Origin of the sequence: Micromonospora haikouensis (genome assembly GCF_900091595.1) — a bacterium.
Classification (GTDB): domain Bacteria; phylum Actinomycetota; class Actinomycetes; order Mycobacteriales; family Micromonosporaceae; genus Micromonospora; species Micromonospora haikouensis.
The window spans coordinates 60,320-75,522 of record NZ_FMCW01000012.1 but is presented as its reverse complement, the minus strand read 5'-3'; the positions used below and the strand labels follow the sequence as shown (position 1 = coordinate 75,522).

Sequence of the window (15,203 nt, the reverse complement as noted above, 5' to 3'; positions counted from 1 at the left end):
AGGGCGCGGTGAGCGCGGGTCGGCCCGAACATGAACCGGATGTGAACACCTGCGCCGGACCTCCCCGTCGACCAGCGGATGAACCGATCGGCGGCACCGTACGTACTGTCCGGCGAACGCACCGCTGAGCGCGTTCGACAGCGGGAGCCGCTGGACTCCGGCGACAGCGAGGAGGTCGTCATCAGCGACCACGACGCCCAACTGCTGCGCGCGCTGCACGACGAGCATGCGGACGCGCTCTACGCGCACGCCCTGCGGCTGGTCAACGGCGACCGGACCCGGGCCGAGGACCTGGTGCAGGAGACGCTGCTGCGGGCCTGGCGGCACCCGGAGTCGCTCGACCCGACGCGCGGGTCGGTGCGGGCGTGGCTGTTCACCACGGCCCGCAACCTGGCCATCGACGCGTGGCGGCGGCGCTCGACCCGGGTAGGCGAGATCTACACCGACGAGTTGCCCGAACCCCCGGAGACGATCGACGAGGCGGAGCGTGCGGTGGAGGCGTGGACGGTCGCCGAGGCGTTGAACCGGCTCAGCCCGACCCACCGCGAGGTGCTGATCGAGTGCTTCTACCAGGGGCGTTCGGTGTCCGAGGCGGCGGTCCGGCTGGGCGTGCCGCCGGGGACGGTCAAGTCCCGTACCCACTACGCGCTGCGCTCACTGCGGTTGGCGCTGGCCGAGATGGGGGTGACGGGATGACCCGCTGCGAGTTCGCGCACGACGACGGCGCGTACGTGCTGGGCGCGCTCGCCCCCGCCGACCGGGCCGCCTACGAGCGGCACCTCGGCGGCTGCGCCTCCTGCCGGGACGCGGTGGCCGAGATCGCCGTGCTCCCCGGGCTGCTCGGCCGGCTGGACCCGGCCGGGCTGGAGCAGTTCCTGGAGCCGCCCGCCGAGATCTCCCGGGTGCCCGCGCTGCTCGACGCCGCCCGTCGCCGCCGACGCCGCGAGCGGTCGGCCGCCCGCCGCCGGTACGCCCTGACCGCGCTGGCCGCCGCCGTCCTGGCGGTGCTCGCCGGGCTCGGCGCGGCCACCCTCCGGCCGCCCGTCGAGGTCGCGCCGAAGCCCACCCCGCAGATCGCGCTGGCGTCCATGCGGCCGATCGCCGGCACGGTGCCGGTGCGCGCCGAGGTGGCGCTGACCGGCACGCCGTGGGGCACCGAGGTCACCATGCGCTGCGGGTACGACCGGCGGGCCGGGCACCGCGAGGCGTACACCTTCCGGCTGATGGCGCACGGCCCGGACGGCGCGACGGAGCAGATCGGCTCCTGGCTGGCCGCCCCCGGCGACGAGCTGAGCCTGACCGCCACCACCCACTTCACCGACGGCGAGCTGGTCCGCCTGGAACTCCTGCGCGCCGACGGCACCCCGGTCCTCGCCTACGACGTCCGCTGAGCCCCGTCGGGGCTCCGCCGGGGGACTGTGCTCCCGCGCGGGGCGGTGATCGTGCGCGTTGCTCGTCTCGGCGATGTTGCGGCGCGTAGTTGCCCTGCCCGACCGGGCCACCCCGGACGCACCCCTTTGCTCTGCACCCATATACGCAACGGTCACGCGGCGCAACCGGCCGGCGTGGGCGCCGCGAGCGGCGTGATCCTCATGTTCCCAGCTCGCGGGTGGTGCTGCGTGGATGGGTGCAGAGCAAAGGGGGCGCGAGGTCCGTGGCGAGGTCGAGCGGTGGTGACCGACGGTCAGCCCGGTGGGGCGCCGCGATCGGCACCGCATTCCCATCACGGAAAGCGACGGAAAGCGACGGGGTGCGGCGGCGGGCGCTCAGGGGGCCGTCGTCCCCTGCCCCACCGGCGACGGCGCGAGCGGCCGGGCGGCACCGGGGCGGCGGGCGCGGCGTGCGCGGCGGGAATGGCGGAGGGCGTCGGCGGTGAAGGCCAGCAGGGCCAGCCAGACCAGCGCGAAGCCGGCGAGCCGGGCCGGAGGCATCGGCTCGTGGAAGATCAGCACCCCGCAGCCGAGCTGGAGGATCGGGGCGAGGTACTGGAGCATGCCCAGCGCCGTCAGCGACAGCCGGTTCGCGGCACCGGCGAAGAGCAGCAGCGGGGTCGCGGTGGCCGCGCCGGCCAGCACCAGCAGCGCCGTGTGCCCGGCCGAGACGTGACCGAAGGTCAGGCCACCGGCGGCGGCGAGCCAGCCGAGATAGCCGAGGGCGGGCAGGGCGAGCACCGCCGACTCCACGAACAGCCCCTCCGCCGCCGGCAGCCCGAGGCGCTTCTTGACCAGCCCGTACGCGGCGAAGCTGACGGCCAGGACGAGCGCGAGCCAGGGCAGGTGGCCGTAGTCGACGGTGAGCACGGCCACCGCCGCCGTGCCGATGCCCAGCGCCAGCCACTGCCCGGGGCGCAGGCGCTCCCGCAGCACGGTCACCCCGAGCAGCACCGACACCAGCGGGGTGATGAAGTAGCCGAGGGCCGTCTCCACCACCCGCGCCGAGTTCACGCCGTAGATGTAGGTGCCCCAGTTGACCGCGATGAGCCCGGCGGCCACGGCGATGCCGGCCAGCGCCCGGGGCCGGCGCGCCAGCCGGCGCAGGAAGCCCACGTTGCGCAGCGCGGCGAGCAGCAGCGCGACGAAGAGCACCGACCAGACGATCCGGTGCGCCAGGATCTCCAGCGGGCCGGCCGGCTTGAGTGCCCTGAGGTAGAGCGGGAAGAACCCCCAGAGCAGGTACGCGCCGATGCCGTAGAGGTAGCCGAGGCGGAGCGGGCTCACGCCTGCCCCCGCCCGTCGTACTCCATCCAGCGCCCCGGGTCGACGGGGGTGAAGCCGATCTTCGCGTAGACCCCGTGCGCGTCGGAGGTGGCCAGCACGATCCGGCGTACGCCGAGCGTGGCCAGGTGGTCGCGGACCCCGCCGGCCAGCCAGGTGCCCAGCCCGCGCCCCCGGGCCGACCGGTCCACGTAGACGTCGCAGAGCCAGGCGAACGTCGCGCCGTCGGTCACCACCCGGGCCACCGCCACCTGCCGACCGTCACCGGGGCGGTAGACCCCGTAGGGCAGCGAGCCGGCGAACGCCCGCCCGACGGTCTCCCGGTCCCGCCCCAGCGCCCAGTACGCGTCGGTGGAGAGCCAGTGGTGCACGAGGCCGAGGTCGAGCCGGGCGGGGTCGGTGCTGAGCTGGTGGCCGTCGTCGCGGGTCAGGGTGAACACCCTGCGACGCTAGCGTGCCCGCCCGGCCCCGCGCGCCGTGAATCCGCCCACCCCGACCCGGCCGGGACCGCCCCCGCTCGCCTCAGTCGCGGTCGAGGACCGCGCCCAGCAGCCAGGTCACGACGCCGACGAACAGGGCGCCGAGCACCGCCTCCGGCCAGAAGCCGTCCACGTGGAACGGCAGCCCGGCCTCGCCCGCGATCCAACTCGTCAGCAGGAACAGCAGGCCGTTGACGACCAGGGCGATCAGGCCCAGCGTCAGCAGGTAGAAGCCGCAGCCCACGGTCTTGACGATCGGCTGGAGCACGGCGTTGACGACCCCGAAGATGACCGCCACGAGCAGCAGCGTGACGATCGCCTCGGTGGCCGAACCCGTGTCGAGCGTGATGCCCGGAATGAGCAGAGTGGCCAGCCAGAAGGCCACCGCCGTGCTGCCCAACCGGATCAGAAGACCCTTCAGGAAACCCATGGCCACGGATGGTGCCACGGACCCGCCACCGGCGGAACCCGCCGCGTCAACCCCGACCGGGGCGGCCGATCAGTTGCGACTCGATGGGGGTAGGCGACAGCAGCGCCCAGCGCAGCGCCCGGCGGTTCACCACCGCCACCATGTCCTCCCGGATGCGGGTCAGCCACTCGGCCGAGCCGCCGAGGCCGAGCGCGGCACCGGCCAACGCGGCCTCGGCGGGACGCAGCGGTTGCAGCACGACCAGGTCGGCCCGGCCCAGCTGGTCGACGTCGGACGTGGTCAGGCCGTCCCGGACCACCAGCGTGGAGCGCCAGGCCGACCCGGGATCGGCGTCGGCGGGCAGCGGGCCCGCGTCCACCACGAGCAGCATCGGACGCAGCGCCGAACCGGCCGCCGCACCCACCGCGCGGCCCGGCGGCAGCACCGGGATCGGCCCGTCGGGCGTGGCGACGCCCCGGACGAAGGGCTCCCACGCCCGGGGCCGGGTCGTCTGGACCACCACCCGGGCGCCCAGCGCCAGCGCCCGCAGGGCCAGCAGTTGCGCGACACGCACCCCGCCGACCAGCACCAACCGGGTGCCCTCCGGCCGGAACAGCCGGATCGTCACCGCCGCCCCGCGCCGGTTCGCGCCGACCATCAGCCCCGCGTCGCCGACCGGCAGTTCCAACTCGTCGAGGGCCGCCGGGTCGACCGCCGCGCCCGGAACGGCGAGGGCGAGGGGCAGCGTGCCCGCCAACGCGGGGAGTTGCTGGCCGTCGAGCCGGTCAACCTCCGCGCCCGCGCCGTCGGCCAGCCGCCGCAACGCCTGCGTCGCCGCCGCCAGCTCGGCCGGGGTCCAGGCGGCCAGGCGTACGGTCAGCTCGGCCGGCACGGTCACGCCGCCGGCACCGGCGCGCGGCCCCACGCACAGCGACACCGTGGTCGCGGCGGCCGGCAGGGTGAGCAGCCGGGGCACCAGCCGCCGCCCCGCGTCGGTGGCCGGGTCCGGCCCGCGCCGCACCCGGAGGGTGGTCTGGCACAGCGCCCCCGTCCGCACGGCCGGCCAGGTCTCCACCATCGGCCCGCCGCCGTCGTGGTGGGCCAGCTCGGCGAGTACGCGGGGCGCGGCGTGCTCGCCGAGCGGACGGGCGGTCACCGGCCCCAGCCGGCGCACGATCCGCCGGACCACCCCGGACAGGGCGGCCCGCAGGTCCTCGTCGGTCCACCCGTCCACCCGCAGCACCCGCACCGCCAGCAGCACCGAGTCGCGCCCGGCTAGCAGCCCGTCGGTGAGCTGCCGGTACGACGTCGCCACCGTGCTTCCCCCCACCGCGACGGCGGGTGCCGGAGAGCCGCTGATCAGGAGCTGGAGCCGGACCGGGGGCAGCTCCGGGGAGACCGGCGGCAGCAGCGTCGACGGCGGGGGCAGCGCCCGGGGCCCGTCGCCGAGCAGGTCACCCGGGTCGCCGACCTCCAGCACGGCGGTCAGGCCTTCGGCGTCGTCGACCACGGCGGCCGGGCCGCCGGCCAGCTCCGCCGCGCGGACCACCGCGCCGGGGTCGAGCAGCCCCAGCAGCGCCCCCGGGCCGGTGGTCGCCGCCAGGGCCCGCCGGCGGGACAGGTGGCCGGCGGCGACGCCGAGCCAGGAGAACAGCCAACGCCCCCGCACCCGCACCCAGGCGCCGGCCAGCAGCGGCGCGGCCACCGCGACGGCGGCCACGGTCGCGACCGCGCCCCGGCCGACCCCGGCGGCGACCAGCGCCACCGCCGCCTGTGTGGCGACCACCTGACCGACCAGCACCCCGGCCGGGCCCCGCCGGGTGGTGGCCGGGATCCACTGTGGGGGCAGCGGCTGCCGGTGCGCCGGCTGGACCGGGGCCGTGGTCGTGCTGGCCGTCACCGCGCCTCCTCAACGCCCGCCCGGAACGCCGCCGTGGCCCGGGGCGTGACCGCGGGCGGTTCCGCAGCGTCATCGTATGGTTCCACCCCGAGATCACGGGAGCCGAGGTTGTCCACAGGGGAGCGGGGCGGGGTAGCAGAACCGCCATCGGGCCGCTACCGTCAGCGACGAATCGGCTGACCCTGTCCCGCCCCGGTGCGCCGCCGGGACAGGCGAGCGGCGCGTCCGCCGCGGGCGCGTCCGACGGCCAGCCACGATCGAGGAGACGAGGTGACGTCCGGGGTGTCCCAGACCCAGGCAGAAGCCGCGGTGATGCAGCAGACCGCCGCGAAGTTCGAGCAGGTTGACCAGTCCCTGCAGGCCATGCTGACCGGCCTGCTGGCAGAGCTGGAGGTGTTGCAGCAGGCCTGGCGGGGTGCCGGCGGGCGCTCGTTCGAGCAGGTGAAGCGGCAGTGGTCGCAGGACCAGGCGGCGTTGCAGCGGGCCCTGCGGGAGACCGCCACCGCCATCCGCACCGCCGGCCAGCAGTACGACGTGTCCGACAACGAAGCCGCCAGCCGGGTCGCCGGCACCAACCGCGGCATCCAGCTGCCGCTGTAGCACCTCCCGGAAAGGGGATCATCCGATGGACCATGGGGTTCTGGTCGTCAACTTCGCCGCGCTGCAGCAGGCGGGCGCCGACATCCAGCGGGCGTTGAACACGCTGGACAGCCAGCTCGGCCAGCTCGAACGCGACGCCGCCCCGCTGGTGGCGAGCTGGGACGGCGAGGCCCGTCAGGCGTACGAGCAGCGGCAGGCCCGGTGGCGCTCCGCCTCGCAGGACCTCCAGGCGATGCTGCGCGACATCAAGCTCGCGGTCGACGACTCCGCGCACGACTACCTCGACACCGAGAAGCGGAACGTCAACCTGTTCCAGTGAGCGCGGCGGCCCGCTCCGGTGAGCGGCGGCGACGGCGGCGTTCGGCGGCAACGCCGGGCGCCGCCACCGCAGCCGGTCAGGCCGCCGGCCGCCAGCGGCGGCGACCGCCCCGGGGCAGCACCACCGCCAGCAGCACCGCGCTCGCCACGGCCGCCCCGGCGACGGCCGCGACGACCACCGCCCGGTCCCGGGCCGCCGCCCGCCGGGCCTGACGGGCGACCAGCGCCGGGTCGACCTCGCCCGCAGGCAGGGCCACGGCCTGTCTAGCCGGCCCCTGCGGGCCCGCCCACGTCTCGGTGACCGCCCGGTACGGGTTGAGCACCCCCGCGCCGTACCCGCCGCCGGGTGCCGGGTCGACCGTGGCGAGGATCTGCCGCGTCACCTGCCCAGCCGTCAACTCCGGCCGGTACTGCCGGACGAGGGCGGCGGTGGCCGCCACGAACGGGGCGGCATAGCTGGTGCCCTCGGCCCGGCGGTGACCCTGCCCCGGGGCGGCCATCAGCACCTCGCCGCCCGGGGCGACCAGGTCGACGTACGGGCCGGTCTGCGAGAAGTCGGCCCGCCGGCCGTCGGCGCCGATCGCACCCACCCCCAGCACCCCGTCGTACGCCGCCGGGTACGGTCGCGGGTCGCCGCTGTCGTGCAGGTTGCCGGCGGCGGCCACCACGACCACGTCCCGCGCGACGGCATAGCCGACCGCCGCCCGGACGGCCGGGTTGTCGGTGTAGAGCACGACGGAGAGGTTCACCACGTCGGCCCCGTGGTCGACCGCCCAGCGGATCGCCCGGGCGAAGTCGGCGGCGCTGACCGTGCGCCCCGACTCGCGCCCCTCGACCACCTGCTGCTCGCTGACGCGTACGGGCAGGATGCGGGCGCCCGGCGCGAGGCCCTGGAACGCGACGCCGGCGCGGGGCTCGGCCGCGATGATGCTCGCCACACCGGTGCCGTGCCCGGCGCAGTCGCCGCTGCCGTCGCCGCCCGGGTCGAGGAAGTCGGCCCCGGCGGTGACCCGCCCGGCCAGTTGCGGGTGCCGGCGGTCCACGCCTGAGTCGATCACCCCGACGGTGACGCCGGCCCCGCTGGCCAGCGCGGCGAGCCGCTGCGGGGCGTACCGTTGCTGCGGCCACGGGGTGGCCGCGACCGGCCGTGCCGGGGCCGGCGGGGTGGCGCAGCCGGGGGCGGCGCGATGCGCGCCAGCCGCCTGCGCCGGGGCGACGGGTAGGGCGGCCAACAGGGCCGCGGCCGCTGCGGCGAGGGCCGGACGCGCGGTGGGCCGGGGCATCACGCCTCCGTATCGTGTCGGCTTCGAAACCGGATGTTATCCGCATCCGGATTGTCCGGCGGGGCGTCCCCGGCCAGCCATTGTGATCTTGTTACCACCTTGTAGGTTGTACGCGATGGCTATGGCCTGATGGCGGGAGGAGAGGTGGCCGTGACCGACTGGGAGCCGGCTACCGAGGCCGAAGCGGCGATGCGGGACGCCCTCCGCGCCAACGACCAGGAGCTCTACTTCCGGATCCTGGCCCGCACCGACCTGCTGCTGCCGGTCTCCGCGGAGGCCCTGGCCGGGCAGGTCCCGATGGGGTGGGGCACCTGGACCACCGGCGGCCGGACGCACGTGCTGGCCTTCACGTCGCCCGCCGCGCTGCGGGCCTGCCTCGGCGGCAACCCCGCGCCCGCCCGGCGCAGCGCGTACGCCGACCTCGCCGCCGAATGGCCCAACCACGAGTGGTGGCTGGCGGTCAACCCGGGGCTGCCCATCGAGGGCTACCTGCCCGCCTGGTTCGTCTCCCAGCTCTCCAGGGGCGACGTGCGGCTGCCGGGCCGCACCCTCGGTGCCCGCGCCCGCCTCGACCGCGTCGAGTCCGCCGCGAAGGCCCGGGCCACCGCGGTGGTCCCCGGCCGGGACGCGCCGGTGTCGCCCGCGCCCGGCGCGGCGGCCGTGGGCCCGCTGCCGGGCACACCGACCACCGGGCCCGCCGACGTCGCCGGCACGCCCACCACCCGGCTCACCGTGTCGCCGGCGGCCCCGCCCCGCCCGCAGGGGGCCGACCTGCCCCCGGCCCCGCCGCGCCCGGACGGGCCGGGGGGCGGCCGGGCCCGCGATGCCGGGCCCGCTCCCGCCTCCGCCGCCCCCGCCGGTACGCCCGGCGGCGAGCCTGCGCCGGGCGGCTCGGCGTGGTTGAACGTCCCCCGGCGGCGGCCGCCCGTGGAGGTCCCGCCGGGCGAGGCGACGCCGACCGGCAACGGCCCACCCGCCGCCGCGCCGGGGCCACCCCACCAGCCCAGCTCCTTCTTCGAACCGGCGTCCGGTCGCAGCCGCGCGGCCCGGGTGCTCGGCGAACCCCGCCGTCCCGCCGAGCGGCCCGCCCCGCAGTCCCGGGGCTTCGGCGGCGGTGGCCAGCCGTTCCCCCGGCGGCGTCCCGCGTCGGACCCGCTCGCCGAGCAACCGACCCAGCCCTTCCGTCCGGCCCCGGCTCCGGCTCCCGCCCCGGAGCCGCCGACGGTGCCGATCTCCCGGGCCGGGGCGGCACCGGCGGCGTCGCCGACAGACGCGCCCGGCTCCGCTGCGGCCCAGGACGAGCCGACCCGCCTCCTGCGTTCCGGTGGCGCCGTGCCGCCCCGGGTGCCGCCCCGGCCGTCGCCGGCGGAGGAGCCGACCAGGGCCTTCCGGGCCGTGCCGCCCGGCGACGAGCCGACCCGTTCCTTCGCGGCGGCGGCCGGCGGCGCGGCGGCCGGACTCTTCGGCCCGGCGGGTGGCGCGGGCGCGGACGAGCCGACCCGCGCCTTCGGCACGACCGGTGCCGGGGTGGCGGAGGACCTGCCGCGTCGTGGCCCCGCGCCGGGGGCCGAGCCGGCGTTCGTGCGCCACCGCCCCGGTGCGGTCGACGAGGAGCCGACCCGGCCCCTGCGGGAGCGTCCCGGCCCCGCTCCGGTCGAGGAAGTGGTCGAGGAGGTGACCGCCTCGGTCGCCGAGCCGGTCTCCGCGCCGCCCGCGCCCCGCCAGTCCTTCTCGCCGATCGTCATCGAGGGCACGATCATCGAGGCGCGCGACCTGCCCGCCGCGGAGCCGGACCCGGTCGCCCCGCCGGACGCGACGGTCTCCCTCGACGCGACGGTCTCGCTGGCCACCACGACTCCGCCGGACCTGACCGTTCCGTTGGGCACCACGACTTCGCCCGACGCGACCGTCGCGTTGGGCATGACGGTCCCGCCGGAGCCGACCGTTGCGCTGGGCACGACGGTGCCGACCGAGCCGGTCCCCGACCCGGTCGGGGGCGACCCGTCCGTCGCCGGGTCCGCCGACGGATCGACCGCGCCCATCACCCTGGCCGGCTCCGCAGCCACCGCCCCGCCCGTCGGCACCGCCGACGCGGAGGCGACGGTGTCCCTGTTCACCCCGTCGAGGCGGCCCACGCCGGACCCGTCGGCCGGGTCCCTCTTCCAGCCGGGCGCCCCCACCGATCCGATCCCGGCCGCGCCTGACCTGCCGACGTCGACCGACGTGTCCGACGGTCCCGCTGCGGCCGACGGGCCCGCACCCACCGACGGGCCCCCGCCGGCCGACAGCGCCGCACCGGCCGGCGAGGCCACGACACCGAGCGGAGTCGTCGCCGATCCGGAGCAGGTGACTGAGCAGGGCCCGGAGCTCGTCGCGTCGCCCGCCCCCGAGTTCCAGCCGGCGAACGAGGTCGAGGAGGACCTGCTCGCCGCCGCCGGGACCGGCAGCACCGACACCTTCCTCTCCACCCTGCTGCTGGCCCGGGTGCTGCTCCCGGTGGCACCGGACTCGGCCGACGGCAGCCGCCCCGGCGAGCCGGGCTTCGTCTGGCGGACCGAGCGGCTGGACGGCGGACGCTACGTCGTGGTCTACACCTCCGCCGAGCGGCTGGCCGACCACGCCGACGGCCCGGTGGAGACCGTGTCGGTTAAGTTCGCCCAGCTCATCCGCCGCTGGCCGGACGACGCCTGGTCGTTCGCGGTGAACCCCAACACCCCGGTGGGCGCGAAGCTGCCCGGGGAGCAGATCGTCGCGCTGGCGAACTGGGCCGCCGACGTGGGGCTCGGCGACGACGTCGAGAGCGAGCCGGAGCCGCAGCCGGCGGCCGAGGCGTCGGCCGGCGCGTCCCGGCAGGTCCCGCCGCCGGTCGACCCGAACCGGCCGGTGGTGATGCAGAAGGCCGTCGCCCCGAGCCAGCTCTCCTACTATCTGGAGCGCGGCTACGACCGGGTCTCCGGCTTCGTGCACCGGGCCAGCGAGCTGGCCCACCTGAACACCCCGGCCAAGCTGCACGACGCGCTCGGCCTGAGCCACCCGGGCTCGCCGTTCTCGCGGGACGCGGAGGAGATCTACGTCCTGCGCTGGCCCGCCCACCGGCCGAGCCTCTACCGCATCCCGTACGGCGGCCAGAACGAGGGCGCCATGCGGGCCATGGAGGGGTGGGTCATCGAGCGTCCACCATTCCGGGGCAACGGCTTCGCACCGGGAGACAGCAGCGACGTGGTGGCCGAGTTCAAGGTGGACAGCGCCCGGCTGCCGCACGGTGCGCAGCTGTGGCGGATCGGGGCGGACGGCACCGAACGGGTGGTCGCGACCCTGGACACGGACGCGCTGCTGTGGCGTCGGGCCGGTGAGGACTGATGCGCGACGGCTACGTGGCCCGCTGGCGGGGCCGGGAATACCAGGCCAGCCCCGACGGCGACGACGTGCGGCTCTACCAGCCCGAGCCCGGCGAGGGGTTCGAGGAGATCCGCCCCGGCCGGTACGTCCGGGTGCTGCCCGCGTCCGAGGTGGAGGAGCTGGCGTACGTGCGGACCACCTGCACGTGGCAGGGCCAGCCGTTCATCGTCCTCGCCGAGCACGACGGCTGGCTGCGGGTCGAGTACACGGGTGGCCGGTGGCCGGTGGCGCAGGCGATGGGGCTGGAGGTCTTCGACTTCGGGGTCTATCAGGGCTGGGCCCCGGCCGGCGCGGTCGCCGACCTGCGCGAGCAGCGGCTCTGACCCGACCGGCGGCCAGGGTCGGGGCGGGAGCCGCTCAGGACTTCGCCCAGCGCAGGATCTCGCCGAGCACCACGTCCCGCGCCTCGACGTGCGGGAAGTGGCCGACGTCGTCCAGCAGCCGCCACTCGTAGGGGGCCGTCACGTAGCGGCCGGAGCCCTGGGCGGTGCGCGGCAGGGACGCGACGTCCAACGCGCCGTGCAGTTGCAGCGTCGGGGTGACCAGGGGCTTCTGCATCAGCCGCACGAACCGGTAGCCGTGCAGCCGCAGCACCGAGCGGAACGCCCAGCGGTAGCCCTCCAGCGCGCAGAACGCGGCCTGCGGGATCCGCATCGCCTCCCGGCAGCGCCGGGCGTACGCGTCGAAGTCGGGGCCGTCGACCCACCGGGGGCCGCCCCAGCGGCGCAGCATCTCCTCGACGGCCGCCGCGTCGTCGCGGGTGAGCACGTGCTCGTAGCGGGGAAGCTGGAACTTCAGGGCCGGGGTGGCGGCGGCGAACTGGCCGCGCGGGTCGGCGAAGATCGCGGCCCGCAGCCGCAGGGGGTGGGGCGCGCCGAGCACGACGAGCCGGCGGACCAGCGACGGGTGGAACGAGGCGGCGGTCCAGCCGATCAGGCCGCCGGCGCCGGTGCCGACGACGGTGGCGGAGCGTTCGCCGAGGCCCCGGATCAGGCCGGCGACGTCGGCGGCGAGGGTGTAGCCGTCGTACCCCCGGGGCGGCTTGTCGCTGGCCCCGTAGCCGCGCAGGTCGACCGCGACGGCCCGGAAGCCGGCGTCGGCGACGGCCGGCAGCACGTCGTGCCAGGCCCACCAGTGCTCGGGGAAGCCGTGCAGGAGGAGCACCATCGGGCCGGTGCCGGCCTCGACGACGTGGAAGCGGCTGCCGTTCGCCCCGACGAACCGGTGCGTCCACGGCCCTTCGGTCAGGACGCAGGACTCGTCGACGGCCCCGCCGCGCTGCTCGGTCATGACCCCAGCCTAGGACCCCGGAGCACCGGGGCCGAAAGGGCGATGCCCGGGCAGGTGGCCTGCCCGGGCATCGCGGTGGAGCGGTCGATCAGCGCGTGCTGATCAATGGATCAGCGCGTGCTGATCAGCGGATCAGGAGAAGCGGACCTTGATCGAGGTGCCCTTCTGCTCCAGCACCTTGATCTTGGTGCCGGTGGCCGGGACCTTGACGCCGTGGTTCGGCAGCTCCGGGAACCAGTACTGCTTGGTGTCGTCGAACAGCGGCTGCGCGGCCTGACCCCGGATGTACTGGGCCTGCCCGTTGATGTGCAGCGTGAACGAGTCCGCCTTCTTCGTGCTGAACGGCGCGTCGTACACCTGGACGCGGGCCCGCCACGGGTTGCCGGTCAGGTTGTAGATCGGCTGCGGACGCGAGTCGATGATCATGTTGCGACCCTCGCCCGGGTGCTCGAACGTGTCGTTGTCCGCGAACCGGAGGTTCCAGTACGAGATCAGCAGGCCCTCCTGGTACGCGTAGTGGTCCACGTAGTCCGGGCGGGTGTTGCCGTAGCCGAAGTAGTACGGGCCGGTCTTGAGGTACTGGTCGTACGAGACGTAGGACCGGTGGCCGGCGATGTAGTAGTTGTCGAAGAGCCGGGTGTAGCTCTCCTCGACGATGCTCCAGCCCTTGGCGGCCCAGTCGCCGGTGCCGCTCTCGGCGCCGTCGCTGGACAGCGTCTGGCCGTCGGCGGTCACGGTGATGTTGTCACCGAAGAAGCCGCCCTCGGCCACGCCACCGTCGGTGATGTAGTGGAACCGGAACTGGATGCTCTTGCCGGTCAGGGCGTCGAGCGGGATGTTGATGTCGGTCCACGCGCCGTTGCTGCTGCCGCTGAGGCCCGGGGTCGGGTCGCTGCCGGACACCGGCGGGATCGGCTTGCCGTTCACGGTGCCGGGCAGCGCGTCCCAGGTGGTGCCGCCGTCGGTCGACGCCTCGAAGAAGAGGTAGTCGTAGCCGGACTCGATGTCGAACCGGCCCTTGAGCGACAGCGCCGCCGAGGTCTTCCCGGTCAGGTCGATCGTCCTGGTCAGGGTGTTGTCCAGGTCGTCGTCGTTGCCGGAGAAGAACTGCTTGCTGCCCTCGAAGGGCGCGCCGTAGTCGAAGGTGTACTCCCGCTGCGGGAGGACCACCACGGCGGCCTGCGGCTTGGCCGTGTTGTATTCCTGCGGGCCGAGCTCCAGGGTCTTCTTCTGGCCGGCCTTGACCACCTCGTAGTCGAGCCAGCCGAGCTGGAGCTTGTTCCAGGCGCCGAGGTCGCCGCCGCGCTCACCGATGCCGCCGTCGTTCTTGGCGCCGAGCCGGCTCTGGGCCATCAGGGTCCAGTGCTCGTTGTTGTTGTCGCCGCCGCTCGTGACGTTGTAGTCGTCCGGCAGGCCGAGGTCGTGGCCGTACTCGTGGTAGAAGACGCTCCGGCCGCCGTTCTCCGGCTGGATCGTGTAGTCGCGGATCCAGACGCCGGTGTTGCCGATCTGGGTGCCGCCGATCGGGAAGTTCGCCGGGCCGGTGCGCGAGGTGTTGTACGCCGACCAGCGGTGGCTCCAGATGGCGTCCTCACCCTGGTACGGGTCGCCGTCGGCCTGGTCGCCGCCGGAGTGGACGATCTGGAAGTGGTCGATGTAGCCGTCGGACTCGTTGAAGTCGCCGTCGCCGTCGTAGTCGAACCGGTCCCACTGGTCGTAGGACTGCATGTCGGCCTTGATCTGGGCGTCGGTGCGGCCCTTGGCCTTCTGGTCGGCGACCCACTGGTTGGCGGCGTCGCGGACCAGGTCCCAGGTGCTCTGGCAGACGTTGGACGCGCAGACCGCCGGGTCGTTGGCCGGGTTGTCGGTGTCCTCGTCCGCGATCGGGTCGTTGGAGCGGCCGTAGCGGGCGGCGTTGTACTTGACCTTAACCCAGTCGGAGACCTGGCCGTCGACGCTGTAGCGCCCGGACGACTGGGCCTCGTAGTACTGCTTGAGCGACTCGTCGCCCTGCCCGGTGCCGAAGTACAGCTTGCGGAAGTAGTCCGCGCTGTAGTCCGCCTGCCACACGGTCGAGTTGTCCACGGCCCGGTTCGGGGCGGGGATCTCGTTGTGCAGCGGCCCGTCGAACCGGGACGGCCCGGCGACGTTCGGGTTCGTGTCCTTGTCCGGGTACGCGGGGTCCCGCTCGTCGCCGAACTCGGCGAGGATGACGAAGATCTTGTCGGTGCGCTCCCGGGCCAGCTCGACGTACTGGTCCTTCTGGCCTTTCTTGGCGCTGCGCGCGCCGGCCGCGGAGGCCGCGCCGCCGGCGGTCTTGCCGACCTTGACGACGGTGCTGCCGTTGATCTTCTGGGCCTTGGCCCGGCCGGAGAGGACCTCGCTGAGGCCCTCCTGGCGGAGCGAACGGCGCTTGTCCTCGAGCTTGTCCGGCAGATCGTGATCCGCTGGGGCCTTCTCGGCGGCCGACGGGGCGGCCGTCGGGAGCTTCGCGGTCGGCGCCGCGTTGGCGGTCGTGGCGACCACCAGACCCGTCGCCGTCAACGAAAGCCCGAGCAGACCCACTGCGACTTTCCGCACGTGGTACCTCCGGTGTGAGGGAACCGGCCCAACGGGGGTAGGAGCCGGTGAGTCGTCCCGACTGTGGGACCAATGGTGAACATAGAGTCTCGCGGGACGGGTGGGAAGACGCGTGCGTCGATTTGTTGCAAACTTTTGTTGAGAACGCTTTTCACCGTCACACCGATCGCCTTCGACGGCAGGCTGAGCAGCGCGGACGCCCGACGGCGAATTGCAGCGACGAATCTCGAT

At 75.0% G+C, this 15,203-nt stretch carries 13 protein-coding genes; 6 read left to right on the top strand and 7 right to left on the bottom strand.

Annotation, left to right across the window (positions count from 1 at the left end):
• Window positions 1-78: 78 nt before the first annotated feature.
• Window positions 79-696: a sigma-70 family RNA polymerase sigma factor gene (locus GA0070558_RS13990; protein ID WP_256091930.1), complete on the top strand. Its 618-nt coding sequence runs from the start codon at window positions 79-81 to the stop codon at window positions 694-696.
• A complete protein-coding gene (locus tag GA0070558_RS13985) occupies window positions 693-1,391 on the top strand; it encodes an anti-sigma factor family protein (RefSeq protein WP_077935679.1) in 699 nt (232 codons plus the stop codon). Before GA0070558_RS13990 ends, GA0070558_RS13985 begins: the two co-directional genes overlap by 4 nt.
• Before the next feature lie 375 nt (window positions 1,392-1,766).
• Here GA0070558_RS13985 and rarD read toward each other — a convergent pair whose 3' ends face one another.
• From rarD to eccE, 4 genes are all read right to left on the bottom strand, one after another.
• The gene (gene rarD, locus GA0070558_RS13980; protein WP_091279475.1) at window positions 1,767-2,717 is read right to left on the bottom strand and encodes an EamA family transporter RarD; all 951 of its coding nucleotides are present in this window, start codon (window positions 2,715-2,717) and stop codon (window positions 1,767-1,769) included.
• Window positions 2,714-3,154, bottom strand: coding sequence for a GNAT family N-acetyltransferase (locus tag GA0070558_RS13975; protein ID WP_091279471.1), 441 nt, complete (start codon window positions 3,152-3,154; stop codon window positions 2,714-2,716). Before GA0070558_RS13975 ends, rarD begins: the two co-directional genes overlap by 4 nt.
• 82 nt (window positions 3,155-3,236) lie before the next feature.
• On the bottom strand, window positions 3,237-3,623 hold the full coding sequence (locus tag GA0070558_RS13970; RefSeq protein ID WP_043961446.1) for a phage holin family protein: 387 nt from the start codon (window positions 3,621-3,623) through the stop codon (window positions 3,237-3,239).
• Between the two features lie 46 nt (window positions 3,624-3,669).
• Window positions 3,670-5,502 (bottom strand): type VII secretion protein EccE, encoded by a 1,833-nt coding sequence (eccE, locus tag GA0070558_RS13965; RefSeq protein ID WP_176734210.1) that lies wholly within the window; start codon window positions 5,500-5,502, stop codon window positions 3,670-3,672.
• A 282-nt stretch (window positions 5,503-5,784) separates the two neighbouring features.
• Here eccE and GA0070558_RS13960 point away from each other — a divergent pair, with 282 nt between their 5' ends.
• Window positions 5,785-6,102 carry a WXG100 family type VII secretion target gene (locus GA0070558_RS13960; RefSeq protein WP_043963744.1) on the top strand — a complete coding sequence of 106 codons (318 nt, stop codon included), beginning with the start codon at window positions 5,785-5,787 and terminating at the stop codon, window positions 6,100-6,102.
• Between the two features lie 25 nt (window positions 6,103-6,127).
• Window positions 6,128-6,421, top strand: a complete 294-nt coding sequence (locus GA0070558_RS13955; protein ID WP_043961448.1) for a WXG100 family type VII secretion target — start codon at window positions 6,128-6,130, stop codon at window positions 6,419-6,421.
• Between the two features lie 76 nt (window positions 6,422-6,497).
• Here GA0070558_RS13955 and mycP read toward each other — a convergent pair whose 3' ends face one another.
• Window positions 6,498-7,703, bottom strand: a complete 1,206-nt coding sequence (mycP, locus tag GA0070558_RS13950) for a type VII secretion-associated serine protease mycosin (RefSeq protein ID WP_091279468.1) — start codon at window positions 7,701-7,703, stop codon at window positions 6,498-6,500.
• 150 nt (window positions 7,704-7,853) lie between these two features.
• On the opposite strand from mycP, the gene GA0070558_RS34325 reads away from it, so the two are divergent.
• Window positions 7,854-11,063, top strand: a complete 3,210-nt coding sequence (locus GA0070558_RS34325) for an SseB family protein (protein WP_256091929.1) — start codon at window positions 7,854-7,856, stop codon at window positions 11,061-11,063.
• A complete protein-coding gene (locus tag GA0070558_RS13935; RefSeq protein ID WP_043961450.1) occupies window positions 11,060-11,425 on the top strand; it encodes a UCP033725 family protein in 366 nt (121 codons plus the stop codon). The genes GA0070558_RS34325 and GA0070558_RS13935 overlap by 4 nt, the downstream gene beginning before the upstream one ends.
• Before the next feature lie 34 nt (window positions 11,426-11,459).
• Here the strand turns inward: GA0070558_RS13935 and GA0070558_RS13930 are convergent, their stop codons facing one another.
• Entirely contained in the window at window positions 11,460-12,392 is a 933-nt protein-coding gene (locus tag GA0070558_RS13930; RefSeq protein WP_043961451.1) for an alpha/beta fold hydrolase, read from the bottom strand.
• A 132-nt stretch (window positions 12,393-12,524) separates the two neighbouring features.
• Window positions 12,525-14,957, bottom strand: a complete 2,433-nt coding sequence (locus GA0070558_RS13925; protein WP_091279465.1) for an immune inhibitor A domain-containing protein — start codon at window positions 14,955-14,957, stop codon at window positions 12,525-12,527.
• Window positions 14,958-15,203 lie beyond the last annotated feature (246 nt).

What these genes read in the sequence shown, in the direction of transcription:
- GA0070558_RS13990 (WP_256091930.1), top strand. Translation starts at nt 79, where the DNA reads ATGAACCGATCGGCGGCACCGTACGTACTGTCCGGCGAACGCACCGCT.
- GA0070558_RS13970 (WP_043961446.1), bottom strand. Translation starts at nt 3,623, where the DNA reads ATGGGTTTCCTGAAGGGTCTTCTGATCCGGTTGGGCAGCACGGCGGTG.
- GA0070558_RS13930 (WP_043961451.1), bottom strand. Translation starts at nt 12,392, where the DNA reads ATGACCGAGCAGCGCGGCGGGGCCGTCGACGAGTCCTGCGTCCTGACC.
- GA0070558_RS13955 (WP_043961448.1), top strand. Translation starts at nt 6,128, where the DNA reads ATGGACCATGGGGTTCTGGTCGTCAACTTCGCCGCGCTGCAGCAGGCG.
- GA0070558_RS13985 (WP_077935679.1), top strand. Translation starts at nt 693, where the DNA reads ATGACCCGCTGCGAGTTCGCGCACGACGACGGCGCGTACGTGCTGGGC.
- mycP (WP_091279468.1), bottom strand. Translation starts at nt 7,703, where the DNA reads ATGCCCCGGCCCACCGCGCGTCCGGCCCTCGCCGCAGCGGCCGCGGCC.